General features: G+C 61.8%; 25 protein-coding genes. 14 read left to right on the plus strand and 11 right to left on the minus strand.

The window, feature by feature from the left end; all coding sequences use genetic code 11:
- Positions 1 to 201 precede the first annotated feature (201 nt).
- The 4 genes from recO to nagZ all read left to right on the plus strand — a co-directional run bounded on the left by recO (position 202) and on the right by nagZ (position 3,378).
- Positions 202 to 963: a DNA repair protein RecO gene (recO, locus tag LAD35_RS04495; RefSeq protein WP_224152581.1), complete on the plus strand. Its 762-nt coding sequence runs from the start codon at positions 202 to 204 to the stop codon at positions 961 to 963.
- A complete protein-coding gene (locus LAD35_RS04500; protein WP_224151515.1) occupies positions 960 to 1,730 on the plus strand; it encodes a pyridoxine 5'-phosphate synthase in 771 nt (256 codons plus the stop codon). Before recO ends, LAD35_RS04500 begins: the two co-directional genes overlap by 4 nt.
- A 55-nt stretch (positions 1,731 to 1,785) precedes the next feature.
- Positions 1,786 to 2,178 carry a holo-ACP synthase gene (gene acpS, locus LAD35_RS04505; RefSeq protein ID WP_224151516.1) on the plus strand — a complete coding sequence of 131 codons (393 nt, stop codon included), beginning with the start codon at positions 1,786 to 1,788 and terminating at the stop codon, positions 2,176 to 2,178.
- Between the two features lie 108 nt (positions 2,179 to 2,286).
- Positions 2,287 to 3,378, plus strand: coding sequence for a beta-N-acetylhexosaminidase (gene nagZ / locus LAD35_RS04510; RefSeq protein ID WP_224151517.1), 1,092 nt, complete (start codon positions 2,287 to 2,289; stop codon positions 3,376 to 3,378).
- Between the two features lie 5 nt (positions 3,379 to 3,383).
- Here nagZ and LAD35_RS04515 read toward each other — a convergent pair whose 3' ends face one another.
- Positions 3,384 to 4,310: a LysR substrate-binding domain-containing protein gene (locus tag LAD35_RS04515; protein ID WP_224151518.1), complete on the minus strand. Its 927-nt coding sequence runs from the start codon at positions 4,308 to 4,310 to the stop codon at positions 3,384 to 3,386.
- A 286-nt stretch (positions 4,311 to 4,596) separates the two neighbouring features.
- On the opposite strand from LAD35_RS04515, the gene LAD35_RS04520 reads away from it, so the two are divergent.
- The 8 genes from LAD35_RS04520 (at position 4,597) to LAD35_RS04555 (ending at position 12,319) form a co-directional block, all read left to right on the plus strand.
- Entirely contained in the window at positions 4,597 to 5,880 is a 1,284-nt protein-coding gene (locus LAD35_RS04520; protein ID WP_224151519.1) for an MFS transporter, read from the plus strand.
- A gap of 308 nt (positions 5,881 to 6,188) precedes the next feature.
- On the plus strand, positions 6,189 to 7,016 hold the full coding sequence (locus LAD35_RS04525; RefSeq protein ID WP_224151520.1) for an ABC transporter substrate-binding protein: 828 nt from the start codon (positions 6,189 to 6,191) through the stop codon (positions 7,014 to 7,016).
- Positions 7,017 to 7,344: 328 nt separating this feature from the next.
- Complete coding sequence (locus LAD35_RS04530; protein ID WP_224151521.1) at positions 7,345 to 8,175, plus strand: ABC transporter substrate-binding protein; 831 nt, start codon at positions 7,345 to 7,347, stop codon at positions 8,173 to 8,175.
- A 35-nt stretch (positions 8,176 to 8,210) separates the two neighbouring features.
- On the plus strand, positions 8,211 to 9,035 hold the full coding sequence (locus tag LAD35_RS04535; protein WP_224151522.1) for an ABC transporter substrate-binding protein: 825 nt from the start codon (positions 8,211 to 8,213) through the stop codon (positions 9,033 to 9,035).
- A gap of 68 nt (positions 9,036 to 9,103) precedes the next feature.
- Positions 9,104 to 9,799: an amino acid ABC transporter permease gene (locus LAD35_RS04540; protein WP_224151523.1), complete on the plus strand. Its 696-nt coding sequence runs from the start codon at positions 9,104 to 9,106 to the stop codon at positions 9,797 to 9,799.
- A gap of 9 nt (positions 9,800 to 9,808) precedes the next feature.
- Complete coding sequence (locus tag LAD35_RS04545) at positions 9,809 to 10,522, plus strand: amino acid ABC transporter permease (RefSeq protein ID WP_224151524.1); 714 nt, start codon at positions 9,809 to 9,811, stop codon at positions 10,520 to 10,522.
- The gene (locus LAD35_RS04550) at positions 10,519 to 11,259 is read left to right on the plus strand and encodes an amino acid ABC transporter ATP-binding protein (RefSeq protein WP_224151525.1); all 741 of its coding nucleotides are present in this window, start codon (positions 10,519 to 10,521) and stop codon (positions 11,257 to 11,259) included. Before LAD35_RS04545 ends, LAD35_RS04550 begins: the two co-directional genes overlap by 4 nt.
- A gap of 28 nt (positions 11,260 to 11,287) precedes the next feature.
- Positions 11,288 to 12,319, plus strand: coding sequence for an isopenicillin N synthase family dioxygenase (locus LAD35_RS04555; RefSeq protein ID WP_224151526.1), 1,032 nt, complete (start codon positions 11,288 to 11,290; stop codon positions 12,317 to 12,319).
- A gap of 95 nt (positions 12,320 to 12,414) precedes the next feature.
- On the opposite strand, the gene LAD35_RS04560 is transcribed toward LAD35_RS04555, so the two are convergent.
- The 4 genes from LAD35_RS04560 to lysS all read right to left on the minus strand — a co-directional run bounded on the left by LAD35_RS04560 (position 12,415) and on the right by lysS (position 16,229).
- Entirely contained in the window at positions 12,415 to 12,588 is a 174-nt protein-coding gene (locus LAD35_RS04560) for a DUF1328 domain-containing protein (protein WP_224151527.1), read from the minus strand.
- Between the two features lie 138 nt (positions 12,589 to 12,726).
- A complete protein-coding gene (locus LAD35_RS04565) occupies positions 12,727 to 13,374 on the minus strand; it encodes a mechanosensitive ion channel family protein (protein ID WP_224151528.1) in 648 nt (215 codons plus the stop codon).
- A 135-nt stretch (positions 13,375 to 13,509) separates the two neighbouring features.
- Positions 13,510 to 14,523, minus strand: coding sequence for a hypothetical protein (locus LAD35_RS04570; RefSeq protein ID WP_224151529.1), 1,014 nt, complete (start codon positions 14,521 to 14,523; stop codon positions 13,510 to 13,512).
- A 164-nt stretch (positions 14,524 to 14,687) separates the two neighbouring features.
- Positions 14,688 to 16,229: a lysine--tRNA ligase gene (lysS, locus tag LAD35_RS04575; protein ID WP_224151530.1), complete on the minus strand. Its 1,542-nt coding sequence runs from the start codon at positions 16,227 to 16,229 to the stop codon at positions 14,688 to 14,690.
- Between the two features lie 242 nt (positions 16,230 to 16,471).
- Between lysS and LAD35_RS04580 the strand changes: the two genes are divergently transcribed.
- A complete protein-coding gene (locus LAD35_RS04580; protein ID WP_224151531.1) occupies positions 16,472 to 17,029 on the plus strand; it encodes a YggT family protein in 558 nt (185 codons plus the stop codon).
- Positions 17,030 to 17,130: 101 nt separating this feature from the next.
- Here LAD35_RS04580 and accD read toward each other — a convergent pair whose 3' ends face one another.
- The 5 genes from accD to truA form a co-directional block, all read right to left on the minus strand.
- A complete protein-coding gene (gene accD / locus LAD35_RS04585; RefSeq protein ID WP_224151532.1) occupies positions 17,131 to 18,003 on the minus strand; it encodes an acetyl-CoA carboxylase, carboxyltransferase subunit beta in 873 nt (290 codons plus the stop codon).
- A 67-nt stretch (positions 18,004 to 18,070) separates the two neighbouring features.
- Entirely contained in the window at positions 18,071 to 18,880 is an 810-nt protein-coding gene (trpA, locus tag LAD35_RS04590) for a tryptophan synthase subunit alpha (protein WP_224151533.1), read from the minus strand.
- Positions 18,877 to 20,145 (minus strand): tryptophan synthase subunit beta, encoded by a 1,269-nt coding sequence (trpB, locus tag LAD35_RS04595; RefSeq protein WP_224151534.1) that lies wholly within the window; start codon positions 20,143 to 20,145, stop codon positions 18,877 to 18,879. The genes trpA and trpB overlap by 4 nt, the downstream gene beginning before the upstream one ends.
- A complete protein-coding gene (locus LAD35_RS04600) occupies positions 20,138 to 20,869 on the minus strand; it encodes a phosphoribosylanthranilate isomerase (RefSeq protein ID WP_224151535.1) in 732 nt (243 codons plus the stop codon). Before LAD35_RS04600 ends, trpB begins: the two co-directional genes overlap by 8 nt.
- Before the next feature lie 3 nt (positions 20,870 to 20,872).
- Positions 20,873 to 21,691, minus strand: coding sequence for a tRNA pseudouridine(38-40) synthase TruA (truA, locus tag LAD35_RS04605; RefSeq protein WP_224151536.1), 819 nt, complete (start codon positions 21,689 to 21,691; stop codon positions 20,873 to 20,875).
- Positions 21,692 to 21,851: 160 nt separating this feature from the next.
- Between truA and dnaB the strand changes: the two genes are divergently transcribed.
- The gene (gene dnaB / locus LAD35_RS04610) at positions 21,852 to 23,261 is read left to right on the plus strand and encodes a replicative DNA helicase (RefSeq protein ID WP_224152582.1); all 1,410 of its coding nucleotides are present in this window, start codon (positions 21,852 to 21,854) and stop codon (positions 23,259 to 23,261) included.
- A gap of 174 nt (positions 23,262 to 23,435) precedes the next feature.
- On the opposite strand, the gene LAD35_RS04615 is transcribed toward dnaB, so the two are convergent.
- Positions 23,436 to 24,338, minus strand: coding sequence for a LysR substrate-binding domain-containing protein (locus tag LAD35_RS04615; RefSeq protein ID WP_224151537.1), 903 nt, complete (start codon positions 24,336 to 24,338; stop codon positions 23,436 to 23,438).
- Positions 24,339 to 24,389: the final 51 nt, after the last annotated feature.

A 24,389-nucleotide genomic window follows, 5' to 3' on the forward strand; every position in this document is an offset into this window, starting at 1 on the left:
GTGTGTCCGTGGCTTCTGCCCGGTAAAAACCATATCTGTTTGCGCGCGCTCCTACTGGGTTTGAAGTAGAAAATACTTTGAAACCCAATATGGGTGTGCACTGATAGCTCTTACTTTTGAAAGGCTGCCAAACAGCAGCACCCAGTGAAGGCGCCCGCGCCGTCTGCCTTTGCATGGAACCCGCACGCAGCCCGCAAGCCCATGGCCGTCAAACGCGTCAACGACGAACCCGCCTTCATCCTCCATCGCTATGACTGGAGCGAATCCAGTCTGATCCTGGAGTGCTTCACACGCCACCGCGGGCGTGTGGCTCTGGTGGCCAAGGGGGTGAAAAAGCCGACCTCCAGCTTTCGTCCCGTGTTGCTGGCGCTGCAGCCGCTCAAGCTCTCGTGGGGCATTGGCGGTGACGGTGCGTCCGACATTCACACGCTCAAAAGCGCGGAATGGGTGGGTGGCCATACCATGCCAGTGGCCGAAGGCCTGCTGTCCGGCTTGTACCTGAATGAACTCCTGATGCGCCTTCTGGCACGTGAAGACCCGTTTGCCGACCTGTTCGACATGTATGCCGGGGTGGTGCGGGTGTTGGCTACAGACCACGGAGAAGTGCTTGAGCCTGTGCTGCGCGCCTTCGAGTTGCTGCTGCTGCGTGAACTGGGCCATCTGCCTTCGTTGGCGGTGCAGACCCTCTCCCTGCAGCCCGTGCAGGAGAAGGCGCACTACGTACTGGTGCCAGAGGGAGGGCTGCGGGCCGCCACCCCGCATGACCGGGCCAGCCTCTGCGGTAGCCAGTGGCTGCAGCTGGAGGCTGCGCTGCACACTGCAAATCCATACCCGCATGTGTTGAGGGCTTGCGTGTTGTGTGCGGGCGAGTTAAAAGCACAATTGCGTGCTGTGCTGCAACACCATTGCGGCCAGCCGGTACTGCGTACCCGCCAGTTGATGATGGACATCCAATCGCTATGACCACCCCCGTGAAAACCGCCTTGTCGGTCAACCTCAACAAGGTTGCCTTGATCCGTAACACCCGCCATCTGGGCATTCCCAGTGTCACCCGTGCCGCGCGTCTGTGCCTGGAAGCGGGCGCCCAGGGCATCACCGTGCATCCGCGCCCGGACGAGCGCCATATCCGCGCCGATGATGTGGAAAAACTGGCCGAGGTCGTGGCCACCTGGCCTGTGGCCCGCGAGTTCAACATCGAAGGCAACCCTTTTCACAACCTGATGGAGTTCGTGCGCAAGTACCGCCCGCACCAGGCCACCTTTGTGCCCGATGGCGAAGACCAGTTCACCAGTGACCACGGCTGGAGCTTTCCGCAGGATGCCGAGCGCCTCAAGCCCCTGATTGCTGAATGCAAGGCGCTGGGCGTACGCGTGAGCCTGTTCATGGATCCCATCCCCGAGCAGATGGCTGCGGTCAAGGCCGTCGGTGCCGACCGGGTGGAGCTGTACACCGAGCCCTATGCCGCAGCCTTTGGCACGCCAGAGCAAAGTACGCAGATTCGGCGATACGCTGCAGCCGCGCAGGCAGCGCAGGCAGCAGGCCTCGGTGTGAACGCCGGGCACGACCTGAGTCTGCGCAACCTCACACCGTTTGTAGCCAATGTGCCGGGCGTGCTCGAAGTCTCCATTGGCCATGCTTTCGTGACCGATGCGCTGGAGCTGGGCTACGCCGAAGCCGTGCGCGCCTATTTGCGCTCCCTTGCGGCGCGGCCGGATGGAGTGCTCCTGTAATCATAGCTATCTGCGCGCAATGGATGGGCGCTAGCGGCTGATTTTCTTCAAGATCATGATCTACGGCATTGGTACCGACATCTGCGATATCCGCCGCATTCGCGCCACCCTGGAACGCCAGGGCGAGCGTTTTGCCCACAAAGTGCTGGCAGAGGGCGAGTTGGCGACATGGCGGCGCCGTTCCGAGCGCTGGCCAGACCGTGGCGTGCGCTACCTTGCCACGCGCTTTTCCGCCAAGGAAGCCTTCAGCAAGGCGGTGGGGCTGGGCATGCGCATGCCCATGACCTGGCGCCACTGCGAAATCGTCAACCTGGCGAGCGGCAAGCCGGCCATTGCCTTGCATGGTGAGCTGGCCACCTGGTTTGCTGCACAAGGGCTCACGGCGCACATCACGGTGACCGACGAGGTCGATTACGCGGCGAGTTTCTGTGTGGTGGAAAAGCTGTAGCAGCACCGCCAATCCAAGTTAATCTAGGCCAAACAGGTTGTTGGCGCTCAACTACTGTGCGCTGATAGCTATTGTTTTTATAGTATTGATCTACGTATTTCCCTGCCCATGACCATGCATGCACCACTGATCATCGATATCGCCGGCAAACAGCTCACCGACGTGGACCGCAAGCGTCTGGCTCACCCGCTGGTGGGCGGCATCATTTTGTTTGCCCGCAACTGGGAAAACCGCTCCGCACTGGTGCAGCTGTGCGCCGATATCAAGGCTGTCAAGCCAGATCTGCTGATCTGTGTCGATCACGAGGGCGGGCGCGTGCAGCGCTTTCGCTCCGACGGCTTCACGCACCTGCCGCCCATGCGCGCCTTTGGCCAGATGTGGATGGATGACGGCAAGGGCAGCAAGCACCGTGAGGGCAGCGGCGCCATGCGCGCCATGAACGCAGCCACTGCGGCGGGCTATGTGCTGGGCGCGGAGCTGCGCGCCTGTGGCGTGGACTTCAGCTTCACGCCGGTGCTCGATCTTGACTATGGCGAAAGCTCCGTCATCGGCGACCGCAGCTTCCACCGCGATCCACGCGTGGTGGCGGCGCTCGCTCGGAGCCTGATGCATGGCCTGCTGCAGGCGGGCCTGGGCAACTGCGGCAAGCATTTTCCCGGCCATGGCTTCGTCAAGGCAGATTCGCATGTCGACATTCCTGTCGACACGCGCAGCCTTTCTGCCATTCTGACCGAAGACGCAGCGCCTTACCCCTGGCTGTCCAGCGTGCTCACGGCCGTGATGCCAGCGCATGTCATCTACCCCAAGGTCGACACACGCCCCGCGGGCTTCAGCGAAAAATGGCTCAAGGACGTGCTGCGCAGCCGCCTGCGCTATGACGGCGCCATTTTCAGCGACGACCTCAGCATGGAAGGCGCTCGCCGCATTGGGGGCCAGCTCATCGGCTACACCGACGCAGCCCTGGCGGCCCTGAATGCGGGCTGCGACATGGTGCTGCTGTGCAACCAGAGCCTGGGCCTGGGCGCACATGTGGACGAACTGCTGGCTGGTATGGATGCGGCGCTGCACGACGGCCGCTGGGTGCCCGACGCTGATTCCGAATCGCGCCGCCTGGCCCTGTTGCCCGACACCGAGCCCCAGGCCTGGGACGACCTGATGCACCAGCCTGCCTACCGCAATGCGCTGGACCTGCTGGTCTGATCTTTTCAGGCGACGACACCAGCCTCCTCGCGTACCCATTGCGCAAAGCGTGCCAGCGCGCCCTGGGCGTCGTCCGCATGGCGCTGGCGGGCCGAGGCAAAGGGCACCAGCCAGTAGCCATAAGGGCTGAGCGTGGGGTCGATGGGGGCGAGCGCCACAAGGCGCCCATCCTCCAGCATCGGGGCAATCAACTCATAACGTCCGATTGCCACCCCTTGCCCGGCAATGGCTGCCTGAATCACCTGGTCGTACTGGTTGTAGCGCAGCATGCGCTGCGTGCCGCTAGCGGGCCAGCCCTGCGCCTGCAGCCAGCCATGCCAGTGCAGCCAGGGGCGGTTGGGCAAGTCCAACTCCAGCAGCACCAGGCTGGCGACTTGTGCAGGTGTATCCAGCCGTGGTGCGTTCAATGACGGGTGGGCCACCGGCACCAGTGATTCGCCAAACAGGCGCTGCGCTCCGGCAGGGGCGTCCTGCGCTGCGCAATAGCGGATGGCCAGGTCGATATCCGGTGTCTGCGGGCCATGCAGCCGGTTGTCTGCAGCCACGCGCACATCCACATCGGGGCAGCGCTGCTGAAAGCGCCCCAGGCGCGGCAGCAACCACAGCGCGGTAATGCCGATGCTGGCAGAGACGGTGACGCTGTGGCGCTGGCCCTGTGCGGCAATCTGCGCCAGCGTGCCATGCAGCGCCCGCAGATGCTGATCGGCACTTTGGTACAGCCGCTCGCCCGCTGTGGTGAACGCAATGCTGCGGTGGCTCCGCACCAGCAGGGCCACGCCCAGGGCTTGTTCCAACTGGCGGATCTGCTTGCTGACGGCAGATTGGGTCAGATACAGATCCTGGGCCGCCAAGGTGATGCTCATGCGCTGGCCCACGGCGACCAGGGTGCGCAACAGATCCAGCGAAGGCTGGGTAGACAGTGGTTTAGGCATTCCTGAAATTCATGTGAAGTGCGACAAGTATTCGTTTGAACATGCACTGGCAATGGCCTGTAATAAGACCACTCTAGCGCAAATTTCAGGATTTTCATGCTCAGTGATTATTCGAACTCTGTTGCAACGCCCAACGATCTCACCTTCGTCCGTGAGGACAGATTCACATTCCTTCCAGCGATGGGCGCCTGCTGCAAGGGCATTTCTGGTTCGCTACTGCATGAGGGGCAGCAACACACCGATCTGCCAACTGCAGTATGCGGCGGCGCAGCCCACTGAGGACAACATGACCAACCATTCCAAGCATTTCCCATCCCCCTTGCAGGACGAAGTCTGGCGCCGCCGCTGGCAGCTGGTGCTGGCCGGCGGCATCATCATGGGCTGCGCACTGGGCGTACGCCATGTGCAGGGCCTGTTGATGCAGCCTGTCATTCTCGAGCGCGGCTGGAGCCGTGAGGATTTCGCCTGGGCCGTGGCGCTGCAGAACCTGGTGTGGGGGCTGGCCCAGCCCTTCACCGGCATGGTGGCCGATCGCTTTGGTGCCGTACGGGTGATGCTGGCCAGCGCCGCACTGTATGCCTTGGGCCTGGTGCTCATGGCGCAATCGCAAAGCACCTGGCTGCTGACCTGGGGCGATGGGGTATTGGTGGGCATTGCCCTGTCGGGCACGGGCTTTGCCGTGGTCTATGGAGCACTCAGCCGCTTGTTTTCTCCGGCGCAACGGCCTTGGGCGCTGGGTGTGGCGGGCGCACTGGGCGGCTTGGGCCAGTTTCTGATGGTGCCCCTGACCCAGAGCCTGTTGCTGCAGTGGAATTGGCAACTGGTAGTGCTGGCGCTGGCTGCCGTCATGGCGGTGGCGGCCCCACTGGCGCTGTTGCTGCGCCAGTGCAAGCCCTCAGCGGCTAATTCTCAGGCGGCGCTTGCCGAACCTGTAGAACCTGCCTTGAACATGCGTAGCGCGCTGCAGCAGGCCTTTGGTCACCAGGGGTTCTGGCTGCTCAATGCTGGTTTTCTGGCCTGTGGCTTTCAGCTCGCCTTCATTGCCGCGCATCTGCCTGCCTATCTGCTGGACCAGGGGCTGGGGGCGCGGGAGGCCGGCATCTGCCTGGCGCTGGTGGCGCTGGCCAATGTGTTTGGCACCTATGCCTGCAGCTGGGCGGGCGGCTGGATGCGCCGCAAATACGCGCTGGCGCTGCTGTATCTGGTGCGATCGGCGATCATGTTGTGGTTCGTGCTGACGCCGGTTTCCGCTGCCACTGCCTATATCTTTTCTGTGGCCATGGGCCTGCTGTGGCTCGGCACTGTGCCACTTACCAACGGCCTGATCGCACAGGTGTTTGGCGTGCGCTACCTCAGCACCTTGTTTGGTTTTGTGTTCTTTGGTCACCAGGTGGGGGGCTTTCTGGGGGCGTGGTTGGGCGGGTTGGTCTACGACGCCACCCATTCGTACCTGTGGCTGTGGTGGGCTGCCATTGCCTTGGGAGTGCTTGCAGCACTGCTGCACTGGCCCATCAATGACGCGGCGCTGGGCGAGGCTCGTGCAAACCGGCTCGCGTCTGTGCCTCGGTGAAAGGGCGGGCTCACATGCACAAGCGCATAAAAAGTTTGGCGATGGTTGCCCTGCTGGCGGGCTTGGCGGCGGTGGTGTTGGTCTGGGCCTGGCGGGCCTGGATGGCTCCGGAATCGCTGATGCGTCTGTTGGCAGGTTTTTCGCTGTGCAATTGAGCAGGCCTGCCGGCGTCACATGCCGTCCAAGGCAGCAGTGGCTGATTTTTGGAATTTTCATATGACTTAAAAATAGTATTGCATCGCTTTTCATAACCATAGAATTTATGACACGGTTTCGCTCGGTAGCGGAACAGAACAAGGAACGATGCAATGAAGACCGGTGTATGGGCTGCCACTGCGGCGGCGTTGGTATTACTGACAGGCGTGGCAAAGGCAGATCTGCTGGCAGACATTCAGAAAAAGGGTGAGCTCGTGGTGGGCGTACTTGGCACGGATGAGCCCAACAGCTTCATCGACCCCAAGACCCGCGAACTGGTGGGCTACGACGTGGATCTGGGCAAGGCAGTCGCGCAGAAGATCGGCGTCAAGCCCGTGTTCAAGCAACTGACCGTGGCGGCGCGCATTCCGGAGCTGCAGCAGGGCCATGTCGATCTGCTGGCCGCATCGCTCACCCATACCAAGGAGCGCGAAGCGCAGCTGGATTTCTCCATCACCACCTTTGTGACCGGCCAGACCGTGCTGGTCAAGAAGAGCAGTGGCATCAATGATGTGCCGGATCTGGCGGGCAAGCGCGTGGTCACGGTCAAGGGTGGCACGCAGGAGCCCAACACCAAGAAGGCCGTGCCCACCGCAACCGTCATCACTTTCGACACCGCACCGCAGGCCTTCCAGGCCTTGCAGCAGGGCAAGGGCGCAGCCTTTGTCAACGATGACAAAAGCGTGGTGCGCGCCCTGGTGCAACTGGGCGACAAGGGCAAGGATTACAAGATTCTGCCCTCCAACCTGAGCATAGAGCCTCTGGCACTGGGCATCAGGAAGGGCGAGAGTGGATTGAAACAGGTGGTGGACAGCACGCTGCGCGAACTGGAAGCGAGCGGCAAAGCCGAAGCCCTGTACGAGCAATGGTATGGGCAGCAGAGCCCCCTGAAGATGCCCAAGCGCAACTTCAAATTTGACAGCGATCAAGTGGCAGAGTGACCACGCTGCGATTGTCTGGAAAGTGACAAAGCGCTCGCAAGAGCGCTTTGCCTTTGACGATGTGGTTGCAAGGGTGAAACAGGTGCTGACTGACTTTACAGGACGTGATTTACAAGAAGCCGATAGCGGCTTCCCAGGTAGGGCGCGTTCTGGGAGCGCGCATTCCTGCAAGTGGACCCCATATGTGCGTTTGCAGCATCATCGGGTTTGCGAGAGCGCCCGTCCTTCCGGGCCACTGCTACAGTGTTCTTTGGCCTGAAACCGATACGCAAGGTCCATTCCCTGCGTCGGCCGAACATTCAGAGCCGTATATATGACAAGGAGCACTATGGAAAGGCGTGTGTGGATGGCAGCGGTGGCCGGTCTGGCATGGATGGCTGCTGGCGCGGCGAACGCAGACCAGTTGGCCGACATCCAGAAAAAGGGCGAGTTGATCATCGGCGTCTACGGCTCCAGCGAGCCTTTCAGCTTCATCGACCCTCAGACTCGCGAAATGGTGGGCTATGAGGTGGACATTGGCAAGGCCGTCGCACAGAAGCTGGGTGTCAAACCCGTCATCAAGCAGCTCAATCTGGCAGCTCGCATACCCGAGCTGCAGCAAGGCCATGTCGACATCCTTGCCGCAGCCCTGACCCACAACAAGGAGCGCGAGGCGCTGGTGGATTTCTCGCTGACCACCTATGTCACCGGCCAGAAAGTCATGGTCAAGAAAACCAGTGGCATCAATGACGTGCCGGACCTGGCAGGCAAACGTGTGGTGACTGCCAAGGGCAGCACGATGGAGGTCAATATCCGCAAGGTGGTGCCCACTGCAGTGATCGTGACCTTTGATACCTCGCCCCAGGCCTTTGTAGCCCTGCAGCAGGGCAAGGCCGTAGGCTTTGTCAACGACGAAATCAGCTTGGTGCAGGCCAACTACGAGTTGGGCGAGCGCAGCAAGGACTACCGGGTGCTGCCGATGAATCTGAGCACCGAGCCCCTGGCGCTGGGCATCAAGAAGGGCGAAGCCGGTTTCAAGAAAATGGTGGATGACCTCCTGCGTGAGATGGAGGCCAGCGGCGCTGCCAATGCCCTGTACGAAAAATGGTTTGGCCAGCAAAGCAAGCTGAAGCTGCCAGCGCGCAGCTTCAAATGGGACAGCGACAAGATTGCAGAATGAGTGAAACAACGGAACACAACAAGGAGAAGTTTGGTATGAAAAGACGTGTATGGATTGCAGCCGTTGCCAGCCTGGTAGCGGCCAGTGGCATGGCGCATGCCGACCAGGTGGCCGATATCCAGAAGAAGGGCGAGCTCGTGGTGGGTGTGCTCGGTACGGACGAGCCTCTGAGCTTCATCGACCCCAAGACCCGCGAGCTGGCGGGCTATGACGTCGACCTGGGCAAGGCCGTGGCGGCCAAGCTAGGAGTCAAGCCGGTGTTCAAGCAGATCACGCTGGCAGCACGCATCCCCGAGCTGCAGCAAGGCCACATCGACCTGCTGGCCGCGTCCCTCACGCATAACAAGGAGCGTGAGGCACAGATCGACTTCTCGCTGACCACATTCGTGGCGGGCCAGAAGGTGCTGGTCAAGGCGGGCAGCGGCATCAAGGATGTGGCCGATCTGGCCGGCAAGCGCGTATCGACGGCCAAGGGCAGCTCGATGGAAGTGAACATCAGGAACGCCGTGCCGACCGTGACCGTGGTGTCCTTCGACACTTCGCCCCAGGCACTGGTGGCGATGCAGCAGGGCAAGGTGGCCGCCTTCGTCAATGAGGACCAAAGTCTCGCACGGGCGCTGGTGCAGATGGGTGACCAGCGCAAGGACTATGTGATGCTGCCTACCAGCATCAGCTCCGAGCCACTGGCACTGGGCATCAAGAAGGGCGAAGCCGGCCTCAAGAAGGTCGTGGATGACACCCTGCGCGAGCTGGAAGCCGGTGGCAAGGCCGAATCCATGTACGAACATTGGTTCGGTCAGCAAAGCGCACTGAAGCTGCCCAAACGCAGCTTCAAGTTCGAGACCGACAAGATCGACTGAACGCGGACCAGCGCTGTGAATGACAAGGCGCTGCTTCCAGCGCCTTGTCATGTTTTTGGATATCTGAGATGACGACTTTTGATGTGCAGATGCTCTTGTCGGGCCAGTACCACGATATGTTGGTGGCCGGCTTCAAGATGTCGCTGCAGTATTTGTTCTACGCCTTCTGGATTGCGCTGCCGCTTGGTCTGGTGATCGCTCTGTGCCGTCTGTCGCCGTTCAAGGCACTGCGCTGGATTGGCGCCACCTATGTCGAGGTAATCCGCAGCATTCCACTGCTGGCGCATATGCTGTTCTGGTACTTTGGTGTGCCCGAGCTCTTGCCTGCAGCATGGAAGGAGGCGCTCTACGCCGGGCCGGTCGAATCGATCTGCGCCGTGGTGGCCTTGGGGGTGTACACCGCAGCCTATATGGCAGAAGACATCCGCAGCGGTATCCGCGCCGTGCCTGCCGTGCAGATGGAGGCATCGCGCGCGCTGGGTCTGACCTACATGCGCACGATGCGCCTGGTCATACTGCCGCAGGCATTGCGTTTTACCGTGCCGCCCCTGATCTCGCAGACCCTGAACATGTGGAAGGGCACATCGATCGCCACCGTGATCGGTGCGGCCGAGATGATGTACCAGGCCGGGCAGGTGGAGAGCCAGTCCTTCCGCAGCTTTGAAGCCTTTGCATTTGCGAGCGTGGCCTATCTGGCCGTCTCGCTGGTGATCACTTTTGCCGCCATCTGGTTCCAGCACCGTTATCCGGTGCGCACGATGTAAGGAACGCAGATGCTGGAACTCATCCAAACTTATTGGCTGTATTTTCTGGTGGGGCAGTACCCCAACGGACCGCTGGGTGGCCTGGTGCTGACATTGATTCTGGCTGTCATGGGCCTGCTGCTGTCGCTGCCGCTGGGGCTGCTGCTGGGCATGGCACGCATATCGCCCTGGCGCATCGTGCGCTGGCCGGTCACGGCACTGGTGTATGTGGTGCGCGGAACGCCGCTGCTGATGGTGGTGTTCTGGGCGTATTTCTTTCTGCCCAGCGTGACTGGTCACAAGACAGACCAGTTCTGGACCATGCTGATTGCGCTGGTGATTTTTGATGCGGCCTACCTGGCCGAGATCGTGCGCGCCGGTATCCAGGGCCTGCCCAAAGGGCAGATGGAATGCGCGCGTTCGCTCGGGCTGTCCTACTTCAAGGCCATGCGGACGGTGATCCTGCCGCAGGCGATGCGCAACTCCCTGCCTTCGCTGGTCAACCAGTTCATCTCGACGATCAAGGAAACCTCGCTGGGCTACATCATCGGGCTGGCCGAGGTGACTTTCATCGCCACACAGATCAACAGCCTGGTGTTCACCAAGCCGGCGCAGGTATTCGGCATTCTGGGCCTGACCTATTTCGTGCTGTGCTTCGGGCTGTCGCGTTTTGCATTTTGGATTGAGAAGCGGCTGGAGCGCAAAGGCTTGGGCAGCCGCCGTGTAGAGAAGGTAGCCGCATGATTGAGCTGAAGAACGTGAACAAGTGGTATGGAGATTACCACGCACTGGTCGATATCAACGAGACGATTCCCACCGGAGAGGTGGTGGTGGTGTGCGGGCCTTCGGGCTCGGGCAAATCCACCTTGATCCGCACCATCAACCGGCTGGAGGAAATCCAGTCCGGCACCATCTTGCTGGACGGACAGGATGTGCACGAACCCAGGCTGGATGTGAACCAGCTGCGCGCGGGCATCGGGTTCGTGTTCCAGCAGTTCAACCTGTTTCCGCACCTGACGGTGCTGGAGAATTGCACGCTGGCTGCGGTGCAGCTCAAGAAGATGACCACTGCGGAGGCCAAGGAGCGTGCGATGGAACTGCTGCACCGCGTGGGGTTGGCCCACAAGGCCGAAGCAATTCCCAATCAGCTCTCGGGCGGCCAGCAGCAGCGGGTGGCGATTGCGCGTGCGCTCACGCTCAAGCCGCCGATCATGCTGTTCGACGAGCCCACCAGCGCGCTCGATCCCGAAATGGTGGGCGAGGTGCTGCTGGTGATGCGCGATCTGGCCAAGGACGGCATGACCATGGTCTGCGTGACGCACGAGATGGGCTTTGCCCGAGAGGTGGCCGATCAGGTCATCTTCATGGACCAGGGCGCCGTGCTGGAGCGTGCCAGGCCCGAGGATTTCTTTTTGCGGCCACAGCACCCGCGCACGCAGAAGTTCCTGGCGGACATCCGCTCGCCGTTCGACAAAGCCTGAGCCCTGCATTGCCTGCAACCACATTTCCATGACGACCGAGACCGTTTCCTCCCCCGTGGCCGGCCTGCCGGTGATCGATATTGCGGCGCTGGTCAATCCTGTTGCCGATGATGCTGCGCGGGCTGCAGTGGCGCACGCGATTGGCAGTGCCTGCCGCGAGCATGGCTTTTTCTATATCCGCCACCATGGCGTTCCGCAGGAACTGATCGACCGCTTGCATGCGTTGAGTCAGGCGTTCTTCAGCTGGCCCGAAGAGCGCAAGATGCAATGGCGCATGGCCCTGGGAGGGCGCGCATGGCGCGGATACTTCAAGGTAGGAGGGGAGCTGACCTCAGGCTTGCCGGACTGGAAAGAGGGCTTGTACCTGGGCACCGAACTGGCGGTCGAACACCCGCTCGTGCAGGCAGGAACGCCCGTCCACGGCCCCAACCTGTTCCCCGAGCTGGAGGGCTATCGCGAAACCATTCTGCAGTACATGGATGCGGTCACCCAGGTGGGGCACCGTGTGATGGAGGGCATCGCATTGAGCCTGGGCCTGCCGGCTGGTTATTTCTCGCAGCGCTATACGGCAGATCCCCTGGTGCTGTTTCGCATCTTCAACTATCCGAGCATCGATGTTCCAGCAGGTGTGGACGCGCCCTGGGGCGTAGGCGAGCATACCGACTACGGTTTGCTCACGATTCTGTACCAGGACCGGATCGGGGGCCTGTCCGTGCACACGCCAGGCGGCTGGGTGGATGCGCCGCCGCTGCCCGGCACCTTCGTCTGCAACATCGGCGATATGCTGGACCGCATGACGGGTGGCCTCTACAAATCCACGCCGCACCGCGTCAGGCGCAATACTTCTGGCACGGACCGTCTGTCGTTTCCGCTGTTTTTTGACCCAAACTTTGAAGCGCGCGTGCAGCGTATCGAGGGGCTGACTGGCGCACGCGTGCGCGACGACAGCAGCGAGCGTTGGGACAAGGCCAATGTGCACGCCTTCAATGGCCGGTATGGTGACTACCTGCTTGCCAAGGTGTCCAAGGTGTTTCCCCAGCTCAAGGACGAGGTGCTGTAGCCATTCGGAGCATTGCGCGCTCAGCCCATCGCTTCCAACACGCAAGAAGCCTGCGCATCGGCAGGCTTTTTGCATGTGAGTGAAATGCCTGTCTGCTACGCCACGGCACCGATACCTAGCAAGGCCACGACCAGGAAGATCACGGTGATCACGATAAAGATATAGAACAGGATTTTCGCAATCCCTGCAGCGCCCGACGACACGCCGGTGAAACCGAAAACGCCAGCGACCAGCGAGATCACCGCAAAGATAATGGCCCACTTGAGCATACAAACCTCCTGTGCAATGGAATGCATTGAGCTTAGGTGTTGGCCAGTGCTGTCTGCGTGAGGCGATGGGGAGTATGACGGTAGGTGTGTGCTGACAGAGAGTGCAGACAGTGCGAAGGTTCGGTGGGTACCCTGGGCTCAGGGGGCAGGCGATGAAGAGGGGGCGGTTGCCTCCGTTGCAGGTACTTCGGCAGGTTTGGTGGGCTCAGTCGGCAGCGGCTGTGGCGGCGCGTCCGTCCAGCGGCGCACCACTTTCTGAAAGACGTGCGTGTTCGGAATCTGCAGAACAATGCGGTGCGCCGGGCCCGCAGAAAAGTCTTCCAGCGTGGTGTAGAGCATGTTGATGTCGACCACGCGGCCTTTGGCCCCGGGCTTGTCCAGCGCGTCCAGCACCTCAATGTAATCGCCCAGGCGGTAGGGCCGGACGGTGAAGATGAGCAGCGCACAGAAGAAATTGGACAGCACGCTCCATGCGGCGAAGAACGCCACGGCACCCACGGCGGCAAAGCCGGAGAATGCCGTCCACAGCACGGTGGCACTCACCCCCAGCCGCTCCAGGATCAGCAGGATGGTGCCCCCGATGATGAGCCAGCGCACCAGGCCTTTGACTGGCACCACCAGCTCAAGCGGCCATTTATAGTGCGCCGCCGCGCGGTTGATGAGCTTGCGGGTGAGGTAATGCAGTGCGATCGACAGCAGCAGAATCAGTGCAATCTGAATGGCCGGAACAATGATGTCCATCCATTCGGCGGCCCAGGCGGGGATCAGTGCTTTGAATCGGTACATGGCAAAGGAATCAGGGAGAGGCTGTCGCTACAAAGGCATTACGGCAGCAGGGATGGCATGGCGGCAAGCCGCGCTGATGCGGGCGACGGACCGAGTGCATGGGTCGTCGATCAGCACACAGGCAAGAACGCACGCTTACGCCACGGGTAGAGCGGTATTGTGGGCCCGGCTGGCCTCGTCGTGCCAGTCCACCAATGGCTGGGCTTCGGGCGCGATTCGGCTCTCGCCCAACTGGCTGACGAACTGGCAGGCGCTGTACTGCGCGGCCTTGTTGTCGTAGTAACGGCTCCAGCGCTCGCGGTCTGCGAGGTGCTTTTCAGTGGTTGGCCAGCGCCTGACCTGTGGGCTGGGGCCTCCCATGCCCATGCGCCAGGGCTTGCCGCTGACACGGGCGCGAAAGCATTGCTGCTGCACGCACAGCCGCTGGTACAGGGGATCTACCTGCAGCGCGGAAAACATGGCCTGCACATCGGCCTCGGCTGATCGCATGGGCCTGTGCGTGACGATGACGCGCAATCCTTTGGGAGTGCTGTAGAGGCGCAATCCCCAATCAGGGTGCTGGGCGGAGAATGCCGTGATGCGCTGGATGGCAGCTTCACGCGGGTCGGCCCGGTTGGCCGCGCTCTGGCGAGCATTGAGGTAGCGCTTGAACCACAGCAGCAGCACCAGCGCGGCAATCGCGAGGGAAACCCAGGCCACCATGCTCCAGCCCTGGGACTGCATCAGAAACCACCAGCCCAGTGCCACGACGGCGAGGGTGCCCAAGGGGCGCAGGCTCGGGGGCGGGGCCTCCTTCGGATAGTCGACATCGGCGATGGCAACATGGGGCGTATTGAGACAGTGCGCGCCGTAGCTGTTGCGCGTCATCACTGTCTCCCCGCGCTGCTCCAGAATCTCTTCCCGGATCGGGGTCTCGCCATTGAGGCCATAGTCATTGAGGCCTTCCAGCCGCCGAAAGTGGCCGTCCAGATTGCGTAGCTTGGGAGCGGCAAGCGTCTGGTCCAGCGCGGCCTGCGCGCGCTCGCGGGCATGGGCTTCGGCAGCCTGTTGGCTTTCGTCGGACCAGCCCCAGCGTTGCACGGTCACGCCGTGGCGGATACCGGTCTCATGGCGCAAGCGCGTTTGCGCCCAGTAGTGTGGAATCTGCATGGTCGCCAGTATATCGGCCTCACAAGCGGGGTTTATGTGGCACACCTGCGGGTGAGATTCCGTAAGGATGCAGCGGAGAGTGTATGAAAAAATAGCTCCCAGCGCTTATTGGTAAAGCGCTGGAAGCTATTTTTTTGGAAGCGTACCGAGGGGCACGCACTGGCTTACTGTTCGCGGCGCAGTGCCGGGAACAGAATGATGTCGCGAATGCTGGCGCTGTCGGTCAGCAGCATCATGAAGCGGTCGATGCCGATGCCGCAGCCGCCGGTGGGAGGCATGCCATATTCCAGCGCGCGCACGAAGTCGTGGTCGTAGTACATAGCTTCGTCGTCACCACCGTCCTTGGCTGCGACCTGGGCGTTGAAGCGGGCAGCCTGGTCTTCGGCATCATTGAGCTCGGAGAATCCATTGCCGAATTCGCGGCCGGTGATGTACAGCTCGAAGCGCTCGGTCACCTCGGGGCGCTCATCGTTGGCGCGCGCCAGCGGGCTGATCTCGGTGGGATGCTCCATGATGAAGGTCGGGTTCCACAGCTTTTCCTCTACCACTTCCTCAAAGTACAGCACCTGCAGGCTGGCCAGCGAGCGGGTGGACAGCTTGTCCTTTTCTTCCTTCATGCCCAGCTTCTTCAAGGCATTGGTCAGCCACTCGCGGTTGCCGACGTTCTCGCCTGCATCGGTGTATTTGACGATGGCCTCGGTGATGGTGAGACGCTCGAAGGGCTTGGCCAGGTCGACGGGTTTGCCGCCATAGGTGAGTTCCAGCGTGCCGACGGCCTTCATCGCGGCATCGCGGATGAGCTGCTCGGTGTAGTCCATCAGATCGCGGTAGTTCCAATAGGCCGCGTAGAACTCCATCATCGTGAATTCAGGGTTGTGGCGTACCGAGATGCCTTCGTTGCGGAAGTTGCGGTTGATCTCGAACACTCGCTCGAAGCCACCCACGATCAGGCGCTTGAGGTACAGCTCGGGCGCGATGCGCAGGTACATCTCCTGGTCCAGCGCATTGTGGTGGGTGATGAACGGCTTGGCGTTGGCGCCGCCTGGGATGGGATGGAGCATGGGTGTTTCCACTTCCAGGAAGCCATGCTCGACCATGAACTCACGGATACCTGCCACGGCCTTGCTGCGCGCCACGAAGCGCTTGCGCGCGTCTTCGTCGGTCATCAGGTCGACATAGCGCTGGCGCACCTTCTGCTCCAGATCGGCCATGCCGTGAAACTTGTCGGGCATGGGGCGCAGGCTCTTGGTGAGCATGCGGATCTTGGTGACCTTGATCGACAGTTCGCCGGTCTTGGTTTTCATGAGCGTGCCTTCGGCGCCAATGATGTCGCCCAGGTCCCACTTCTTGAAATCGGCGTATTCTTCTTCGCCCACGGCATCGCGCGTCACATACAGCTGGATGCGACCGGTAGCGTCCTGCACGGTGGCAAAGCTGGCCTTGCCCATCACGCGCTTGAGCATCATGCGGCCGCCTACGCTCACGGCCACGGCCTGCGCTTCCAGTGCTTCTGCCTCGGTGGCATCATGCGCGGCAATCAAGGCCGCTGCACGGTCGGCAGGCTTGAAGTCGTTGGGGAAGGCCACACCTTTGCCTTCGCGCTGTGCCTCGCGCAGGGCTTTGAGTTTTTCGCGGCGCTCGGCAATCAGTTTGTTTTCGTCCAGCGCAACTGGCGCTGTCTCTGGAGTGGTGTGGTTTTCAGACATGAAGCAAGCCAGCATCGCGCTGGTAAACGGCCAAAACCCGTCATTTTAAGTTTTTTGACCGCGCCTGCGTCCACCAAAGCCGGAGTGCCCGACTGGGGCGCGGCTTTTCATGCCGTGGCCGGAGGGTTTTTGCATGCGTTTCTTGCCATGATCCGCATAGAATGGAGTAGTAGCGCCCGTGTTTATTGGGTTTTTAGCTTCATTTTATATAGCAACCAGGGCTTCGCCCTTGTGGGATATCGATGCTTCTCCAGATTTTGTCGTTGTTGCTCAATGTTGTCGGGGGGCTGTTGACGGGTGCCTGCCTGCTGCGCTGGTACATGCAGCACCAGCGTGTCTCGTTCAACAACCCGCTCGGTCAGCTGGTATTGGCGCTTACCAGCTGGCTGGTGTTGCCACTGCGCAAGATCACCAAGGCCGTGCCGGGTGGTGACTGGGCCAGCGTGCTGGGGGCCTGGCTGGTGCAATGGGTGCAATTCCTGTTGCTGTGGCTGGTGGGCGGTGGCGTGGCTTCGGTGGCCGCCGTGTTCGTGGTGGCCACCATCGGCGTGGCCAATATCGCCATTTCCAGCATGGTGGTCATTCTGCTGGTGCACTGCGTGCTGTCATGGCTGTCTACAGGCAATGCCGTCATCCAGGCGGTGTTCTACCAGCTCACCGCTCCGCTGCTGCGGCCGCTGCGCAAGGTCATTCCACTGGTGGGAGGGATTGACTTGTCGCCCATTGTGCTGATGGTGTTGCTGCAGATTGTGGCCATCGTGCTGGCGAATCTGCAGGCGCGATTGCTGGTGGCCGTGTAGGCTGGAAATCTGGAAATCTGGAAATCGCGCGCTGGTTGCACTCGGGCATGAAAAAAGCCAGCCGATCAGGCTGGCTTTTTGGTTGGTGCGTGAAGCAGGCGTCAAGCCACCGCGTCTGCCGGCAGGCGCTGGAGCATGGCCAGACTGCTGGAGATGCGGTCGCGCAGTTCACGGCGGTCGACGATCATGTCCACGCCGCCCTTTTGCTGCAGGAACTCGGCGCGCTGGAAACCTTCGGGCAGCTTGACGCGCACGGTGTTCTCGATCACGCGGGGGCCGGCAAAGCCGATCAGTGCATTGGGCTCGGCCATGACGATGTCACCCATGAACGCAAAGCCTGCGGACACGCCGCCCATGGTCGGGTCGGTCAGCACGCTGATGTAGGGCAGGCCTTTCTTGGCAAATCGGGTGAGGGCGGCATTGGTCTTGGCCATCTGCATCAGGCTCAACAAACCTTCCTGCATGCGAGCGCCGCCGGTGGCGGTAAAGCAGACGAAGGGCACCTTCTGTTCCATGGCGGTTTCCACGCCACGCACAAAACGCTCTCCGACGACCGAGCCCATGGAGCCGCCCATGAATTCGAATTCAAAGCAGGCTGCCACCAGGTTGACGCTCTTGACCGAGCCGCCCATCACCACCAATGCATCGGTCTCGCCGGTGTTTTCCAGCGCTTCTTTCAGGCGTTCGGGGTATTTGCGGCTGTCCTTGAACTTGAGGGCATCGACTGGCAGCACTTCCTGGCCGATTTCGTACCGGCCTTCGGCATCCAGAAACTGGTTCAGGCGCGCGCGGGCCGACATGCGATGGTGGTGACCGCATTTGGGGCAGACGCTGAAGTTCTGCTCCAGGTCGGTCTTGTACAGCACCGCTTCGCACGCGGGGCACTTGATCCACAGGCCTTCAGGGATTTGACGGCGCTCTGCCGGGTCGGTGTGCTGGATCTTGGCGGGTAACAGTTTTTCTAGCCAGGACATGGTTCTTTCCTTTGCTTTTGCGCTCGGTGGGCCGCAGCACCAGAGTGCGAGCGGCCCGAGGGGCGCATTATGCGTCAAGCGCCTTGCGAACGCCGCGCAAGAAGTCTGAAACGATGGGAACGACCTTCTCGTGCGGCTGGGTTTCAATCAGCTGGATGATGCGCGTACCGATCACCACCGCATCGGCCACCTTGCCGATGGCCTGTGCGGTCTGCGCATCTCGAATGCCAAAGCCAACGCCAACAGGGATGTGCACATGCTCGCGGATCTTGGGCAGCATGGCCTCGACTGCAGCGGTATCCAGCGTACCGGCACCGGTCACGCCTTTGAGCGAGACGTAGTACACATAGCCACTGGCGACGCGCGCTACCTGCTGCATGCGCTCTGGCGTCGATGTAGGGGCCAGCAGGAAGATCAGATCCATGCCATGCTGACGCAGATCGGCGGCAAAGGCTTCGCATTCTTCGGGCGGGTAGTCTACCACCAGCACCCCATCCACTCCGGCGGCTGACGCATCGCGCACGAAGGTCCCTGCGCCGCGAAGCTGGTCATAGCGCTCCACCGGGTTGGCATAGCCCATCAGCACGACGGGCGTGACACTGTCCTTCTTGCGGAACTCGGCCACCATGGCCAGCACCTGCGCAAGGCCAATGCCCAGCGACAGCGCCTTTTCGCCAGCCTTCTGGATCACGATGCCATCGGCCATCGGGTCGGAGAAAGGCACGCCGAGTTCGATGACATCGGCGCCTGCTTCCACCATGCCGTGCATCAATGCGGGCGTGATGTCGGCGAACGGGAAACCCGCCGTGACGTATGGAATCAAGGCCTTGCGGCCGGCCAGTGTCAACTGGTCAAACGTGGCTGCAATGCGGCTCATTTGGATGCTGCTCCTTTGACGGTGACGCCGCGGGCCGAAGGCTGGGTGTAGAAATCCACGCCTGACAGGTCGGCGACGGTGCCGATGTCCTTGTCGCCACGGCCGGACAGACTCACGAGGATGGATTGCTCGGGGCGCATGGTCTTGGCGAGCTTCATCGCGTAGGCGACGGCGTGGCTCGATTCCAGCGCAGGGATGATGCCTTCGGTGTGGCACAGGTAGTGGAAGGCGTCGAGCGCCTCCTGGTCGGTGATGCCGACGTACTGGGCGCGACCGATTTCCTGCAGCCAGGCGTGCTCAGGGCCGACGCCGGGGTAGTCGAGCCCAGCGCTGATCGAGTGGGTTTCGGTGATCTGGCCGTTTTCATCCTGCAGGATGTAGGTGCGATTGCCATGCAGCACGCCACTGGAGCCGCGCTGCAGCGACGCCGAGTGCTTGCCGCTGTCCAGGCCTTCGCCTGCAGCCTCCACGCCGATCAGTCGCGTGTTCTCGTAAGGGATATAGGGGTAGAAGATGCCCATGGCGTTGCTGCCACCGCCCACGCAGGCCACGACGGCGTCGGGCTGTTCGGCCGCCATGTTCTGCTCTTTGAACAGCTGGGGCATCTGCTCCAGGCATTCGTTGCCGATCACGCTCTGGAAATCGCGCACCATCGTCGGGTAGGGGTGCGGGCCCGCCACGGTGCCGATGATGTAGAAGGTGTTGTCCACATTGGCCACCCAGTCGCGCATGGCTTCGTTGAGTGCGTCTTTCAGCGTCTTGCTGCCCGATTCGACCGGCACTACGGTGGCGCCCAGCAGTTTCATGCGGTAGACATTGGGGCTCTGGCGCTTGATGTCTTCGCTGCCCATGTAAACCACGCATTCGAGGCCGTAGCGCGCGCAGATGGTCGCCGTGGCCACACCGTGCTGGCCAGCGCCAGTCTCGGCGATGATGCGCGGCTTGCCCATGCGCTTGGCGAGCATGGCCTGGCCGATCACGTTGTTGATCTTGTGCGCGCCGGTGTGGTTCAAGTCCTCGCGCTTGAGGTAGATCTGCGCGCCCCCCATTTCGCGCGACATGCGCGCTGCGTGGTAGACGGGCGACGGGCGGCCCACGTAGTGCGCCAGTTCGTACTGGAATTCGCGCAGGAATTCCGGGTCGTTCTGGTAGCGGTCGTAGGCCTCACGCAGTTCGGTGAGCGCGTGGGTCAGGGTTTCGCTGGCGAAGGAGCCGCCATAGGGGCCGAAATGGCCTGCGGCATCGGGTTGCTGGTATTCAAACATGGAAAGGGTTCTGTGCAAGAAGCGCGTCTGCCGCACGCACGGCGGCGACGAACTGGTGGATCTTGTCGGCGTCCTTGGTGCCCTTGACGGGTTGGCCGTCGGGCCCGGTGGCTTCGACGCCGGAGCTCACATCAACCGCGAGCGAAATGCAGCGCGGCCTGACCTGCACAATGCCATCGGTCACGTTTGCAGGCGTGAGTCCACCAGACAAAACGAGATGAGAGGCTACGTTTGTTGGAAGCAGTGACCAATTGAATGCCTTGCCGCCACCACCGAATCCGTCGACATGGGCGTCGAGCAGAATGGCCTTGGCTTGTGAATATCGATGTGCGTATTCTACGAGGTCAAACTCTGCCGCAGCGTCGCCAAGGGGTATGCGCGCCGCCCGCAGGAATGCACGGGCGCCGCCCGCCGTAGCGGCAAGGCACTGCTGCGGCGACTCATCTCCATGAAATTGAGCAATGGCGCCCGGTACATGGTCGCAGGCAGCTATTACTTTTGAAGGCTCTTCGTTGACGAACAGCAGTACCGGCGTGACAAATGCAGGCAGGCGCCGGGCCAGCTTGGCAGCACGCTCCACGCTGACTGCACGCGGGCTTTTGGCATACAGCACAAAGCCGATGGCGTCGGCACCGGCGGCCACGGCTGCGTCCACGTCGGCCTCGCGCGTCAGGCCGCAGATCTTGATGCGTGTACGGGCAGGGAAGGGGGTTGTGTGCATCATGCTTCAGGCAAACCAGTCAAAGGAAACGGCCTGGGTGGGCAGGCCCCACTGTGCATCGTACTGGGGACCGAGAAAATACAGGCCGTCTGGCGAAAATGTGGGGGCGGCCATTTCACGGCTCCGTGCATTCAGCACTTCCTGCATCCATTCGGGCGGCTTTACGCCCTGGCCGATCATGATGAGGCAGCCCATGATGTTGCGGATCATGTGGTGGAGGAAGGCGCTGCCCTGAAAATCAAACCGCCAGTAGCACGAGGGCACGCCGTCGCGCGCGCTGCTGGGGCGCATCGGGCTATGGGCGATGTCGATGGCATACAGCGTCTTGACGGGCGACTTGGCCTGGCAGCCTGCAGCGCGGAACGACGAAAAATCATGCTCGCCCAGCAAGAACAGCACGGCCTGCTGCATGGCGGCAAGATCGAGCGGCTGAAACACCCAGCCGACGCGGCCAAACTCGACACTCGGGCGCACCGGCGATTGCAGCAGCGCATAGCCATAGCGGCGCGAAGTGGCGCAGGCGCGGCTGTGAAAAGCCTCGGGAACGGCGCGCGCCCACTGCACGGCAATGTCCTTGGGCAAAAAAGTGTTGGTGCCGCGCACCCATGAGGCCTCGGTGCGCTCCACCGGCGCGTCGAAATGCACGACCTGCATCAGGCCGTGTACGCCGGCATCGGTGCGGCCGGCGCAGATGGTTGAGATGGGGGAAGCGGCGAAGCGGCCCAGGGCCGCTTCGAGATGGTCTTGGACGGTGCGGCCGGATGGCTGGCTCTGCCAGCCCTGGTACGCCTGCCCGTTATAGGTGATACCCAGTGCGATGCGCATGGCGCCGATCATAACTGGTGATGCCGTGCTGGTAGCGGAGCAGGGGCCCTACCAGAGCGGGCAAGGGCCGGGCGGTGGGCGAGGCATTCGAGTTGCGCTATTCTTGCCGCATGGCACCGGCACCGATCCGGTGCATTTCTATTGCTGGAACCCTTCCCCCATGTCAGAGACCTTCCCCCCGATGGACGACGCGTTCATCACCCCCGACAAACAGGTGGCGCAGTTGCGCATTCCGCCGCATTCCATCGAATCGGAATCGAGCGTGCTGGGTGGCCTGCTGCTTGACAACAACGCCTGGGACCGGGTGGGCGACGTACTGGCCGAAGACAACTTCTACCGCCATGAGCACAAGCTGATCTTCACCGCCATCGCCAGCATGATCAACGCAGGCAAGCCCGCCGACGTGATCACTGTCTACGAACATCTGCAGGGCATCGGCAAGGCCGAAGAAGTAGGGGGGCTGGCCTATCTGAACCAGTTGGCGCAGTACGTGCCCAGCGCCACCAATATCCGCCGCTACGGCGAAATCGTGCGGGAACGCTCCATTTTGCGCAAACTGGTGACGGCCAGCGACGAAATCGCCACCAACGCCTTCAATCCGCAGGGCAAGACGGTGGACCGCGTGCTGGACGAGGCCGAGCAGAAGATCTTTGCCATTGGCGAAGAAGGCTCGCGCATGAAGCAGGGCTTCCAGTCGCTGGACACCCTGGTGGTCGACTTGCTTGACCGCGTGCAGGAGATGGCGGACAACCCGGTCGATGTGACTGGCGTGCCCACGGGCTTTGTCGATCTGGACCGGATGACCAGTGGCCTGCAGGCGGGCGACCTGGTGGTGCTGGCGGCACGTCCGTCCATGGGCAAGACCTCGTTTGCGGTGAACATTGCCGAGCATGTGGCGCTCAACGAGGGGCTGCCGGTGGCGGTGTTCTCTATGGAAATGGGCGCGGCCCAGCTGGCGGTGCGTATCGTCGGCTCGATCGGCCGCGTCAACCAGGGCAATCTGCGCACCGGCAAGCTGACCGATGAGGAATGGCCGCGTCTGTCCGAGGCGATCGAGCGCCTGCGCACCGTCAGCCTGCACATCGATGAAACACCGGGCCTTACGCCATCGGAGCTGCGCGCCAATGCGCGGCGCCTCGCGCGCCAGTGCGGCAAGCTGGGCCTGATTGTGGTCGACTACCTGCAGCTGATGAGCGGCTCGGGCAGCGCTGCCTCATCGGACAACCGCGCCACCGAGCTGGGCGAAATCTCGCGTGGCCTGAAGATGCTGGCCAAGGAGCTGCAATGCCCGGTGATCGCGCTGTCGCAGCTCAACCGTTCGGTGGAGCAGCGCACCGACAAGCGGCCCATGATGTCTGACCTGCGCGAATCGGGCGCCATTGAGCAGGACGCGGACATCATCATGTTCATCTACCGCGACGACTACTACAACAAGGAGAGCAACGAGCCCAATGTTGCCGAGGTCATCATCGGCAAGCAGCGTAACGGGCCGACGGGTACCGTCAAGCTCTTCTTCCAGAAGAACCAGACCCGTTTCGAGAACCTGGCTGTGGGCGCAGACGATTATTGAGGAATCGCCCTTGCAGTACCGCAGGGCCATTCAAAACAATAGCTGGCCGCGTAAGGTCTCCTTGGCTTTCAAGCGAAAAAGCATCTGAAAGTGAAAAGGGCAATGCACTGCCAGCTTCTATTTTTATAGCGATCTCTTCAGTTACAGCCTTGTGCAGGGCGGCCGTTTTCTTGGCTAAGGCCCGCTTTGCTGGCTTTGCGCCACCACCCAGCTCTCGAACGCCTGCAATGCCTGCGATGGCTCCCGGTAGGTGGGGTAGCTGAACCAGTAGCTTTGCGTGCCAGGCGAGGTATGGCTGTGGGCAGGTACCACCTGGCCGGCGTCCAGCGCGGGTTGCACCAGCACTTCGGGTACCAGACCGACGCCCAGGCCGGCGCTGGCCGCCATGATGACCATCGAAAACAGCTCGTAACGCGGCCCGCGTGAGGCCTGCACCGAGTAATCCCAGCCCAGTTGTGCATACCAGTCGCGCCAAGCATTGGGGCGGCTCTCCAGCCCGATGTGGACGAGATGGCGCCAATCTGCCTCCGCGCCCAGTGCGTGTTGCTCTGCGAATGCCGGACTGCACACGGGGATGCAGGCTCCGTCTTGAGCAATGCGCTGGCCCTGGGTCTGCGCCCAGAGGCCGTCGCCCGAGTAGATGGCGCCGTCAAAACCGCTTTCCTCAAAGGCAAATGGCTCCGAGCGCACTGACAGGTGCACATGGATATCGGGGTGCAGCTTGGCGAAGGCTGGCAGGCGCGGCACCAGCCACTGCGTGGCAAAGCTGGAGACGACGGCCAGATGGATGGCATAGCCCTGGGCGCGGCTGTTGGCGATCTCCTGCGTATCGCGCTCCAGGCCATTGAGATGCAGGCGCACCCGCTGGGCATATCGTTTTCCCGCATCGGTGAGCATCACGCGGCGTTTGTGCCGTACGAAAAGCGGCACGCCCAGGCGGTCCTCCAGAGCCGCCACATGGCGGCTGACGGCGCTGGCAGTCAGCGCCAACTCGTTGGCAGCACGGGAAAAATTGCCGTGACGAGCTGATGCCTCGAAGGCCATCAACAGCCCGATATTGGGGATCGCGTTGCGCATAGGGGTAGGTACTTTGTTCGGAAAACGCAATATGTCTGGCTATTTTCGCAT

This window comes from Comamonas odontotermitis (assembly GCF_020080045.1).
Taxonomy (GTDB): Bacteria; Pseudomonadota; Gammaproteobacteria; order Burkholderiales; family Burkholderiaceae_C; genus Comamonas; species Comamonas odontotermitis.

Bases quoted from the DNA above. Each gene is read 5' to 3' on its own strand.
- LAD35_RS04550 (WP_224151525.1), top strand. From the start codon at position 10,519: ATGATTGAGCTGAAGAACGTGAACAAGTGGTATGGAGATTACCACGCA.
- trpB (WP_224151534.1), bottom strand. From the start codon at position 20,145: ATGTTTGAATACCAGCAACCCGATGCCGCAGGCCATTTCGGCCCCTAT.
- LAD35_RS04545 (WP_224151524.1), top strand. From the start codon at position 9,809: ATGCTGGAACTCATCCAAACTTATTGGCTGTATTTTCTGGTGGGGCAG.
- LAD35_RS04560 (WP_224151527.1), bottom strand. From the start codon at position 12,588: ATGCTCAAGTGGGCCATTATCTTTGCGGTGATCTCGCTGGTCGCTGGC.
- truA (WP_224151536.1), bottom strand. From the start codon at position 21,691: ATGCGCATCGCACTGGGTATCACCTATAACGGGCAGGCGTACCAGGGC.
- dnaB (WP_224152582.1), top strand. From the start codon at position 21,852: ATGTCAGAGACCTTCCCCCCGATGGACGACGCGTTCATCACCCCCGAC.
- LAD35_RS04535 (WP_224151522.1), top strand. From the start codon at position 8,211: ATGAAAAGACGTGTATGGATTGCAGCCGTTGCCAGCCTGGTAGCGGCC.
- LAD35_RS04570 (WP_224151529.1), bottom strand. From the start codon at position 14,523: ATGCAGATTCCACACTACTGGGCGCAAACGCGCTTGCGCCATGAGACC.
- recO (WP_224152581.1), top strand. From the start codon at position 202: ATGGCCGTCAAACGCGTCAACGACGAACCCGCCTTCATCCTCCATCGC.
- accD (WP_224151532.1), bottom strand. From the start codon at position 18,003: ATGTCCTGGCTAGAAAAACTGTTACCCGCCAAGATCCAGCACACCGAC.
- LAD35_RS04520 (WP_224151519.1), top strand. From the start codon at position 4,597: ATGACCAACCATTCCAAGCATTTCCCATCCCCCTTGCAGGACGAAGTC.
- LAD35_RS04615 (WP_224151537.1), bottom strand. From the start codon at position 24,338: ATGCGCAACGCGATCCCCAATATCGGGCTGTTGATGGCCTTCGAGGCA.
- LAD35_RS04555 (WP_224151526.1), top strand. From the start codon at position 11,288: ATGACGACCGAGACCGTTTCCTCCCCCGTGGCCGGCCTGCCGGTGATC.
- LAD35_RS04540 (WP_224151523.1), top strand. From the start codon at position 9,104: ATGACGACTTTTGATGTGCAGATGCTCTTGTCGGGCCAGTACCACGAT.
- LAD35_RS04515 (WP_224151518.1), bottom strand. From the start codon at position 4,310: ATGCCTAAACCACTGTCTACCCAGCCTTCGCTGGATCTGTTGCGCACC.
- LAD35_RS04525 (WP_224151520.1), top strand. From the start codon at position 6,189: ATGAAGACCGGTGTATGGGCTGCCACTGCGGCGGCGTTGGTATTACTG.
- acpS (WP_224151516.1), top strand. From the start codon at position 1,786: ATGATCTACGGCATTGGTACCGACATCTGCGATATCCGCCGCATTCGC.
- LAD35_RS04500 (WP_224151515.1), top strand. From the start codon at position 960: ATGACCACCCCCGTGAAAACCGCCTTGTCGGTCAACCTCAACAAGGTT.
- LAD35_RS04565 (WP_224151528.1), bottom strand. From the start codon at position 13,374: ATGTACCGATTCAAAGCACTGATCCCCGCCTGGGCCGCCGAATGGATG.
- trpA (WP_224151533.1), bottom strand. From the start codon at position 18,880: ATGAGCCGCATTGCAGCCACGTTTGACCAGTTGACACTGGCCGGCCGC.
- nagZ (WP_224151517.1), top strand. From the start codon at position 2,287: ATGACCATGCATGCACCACTGATCATCGATATCGCCGGCAAACAGCTC.
- lysS (WP_224151530.1), bottom strand. From the start codon at position 16,229: ATGTCTGAAAACCACACCACTCCAGAGACAGCGCCAGTTGCGCTGGAC.
- LAD35_RS04600 (WP_224151535.1), bottom strand. From the start codon at position 20,869: ATGATGCACACAACCCCCTTCCCTGCCCGTACACGCATCAAGATCTGC.
- LAD35_RS04530 (WP_224151521.1), top strand. From the start codon at position 7,345: ATGGAAAGGCGTGTGTGGATGGCAGCGGTGGCCGGTCTGGCATGGATG.
- LAD35_RS04580 (WP_224151531.1), top strand. From the start codon at position 16,472: ATGCTTCTCCAGATTTTGTCGTTGTTGCTCAATGTTGTCGGGGGGCTG.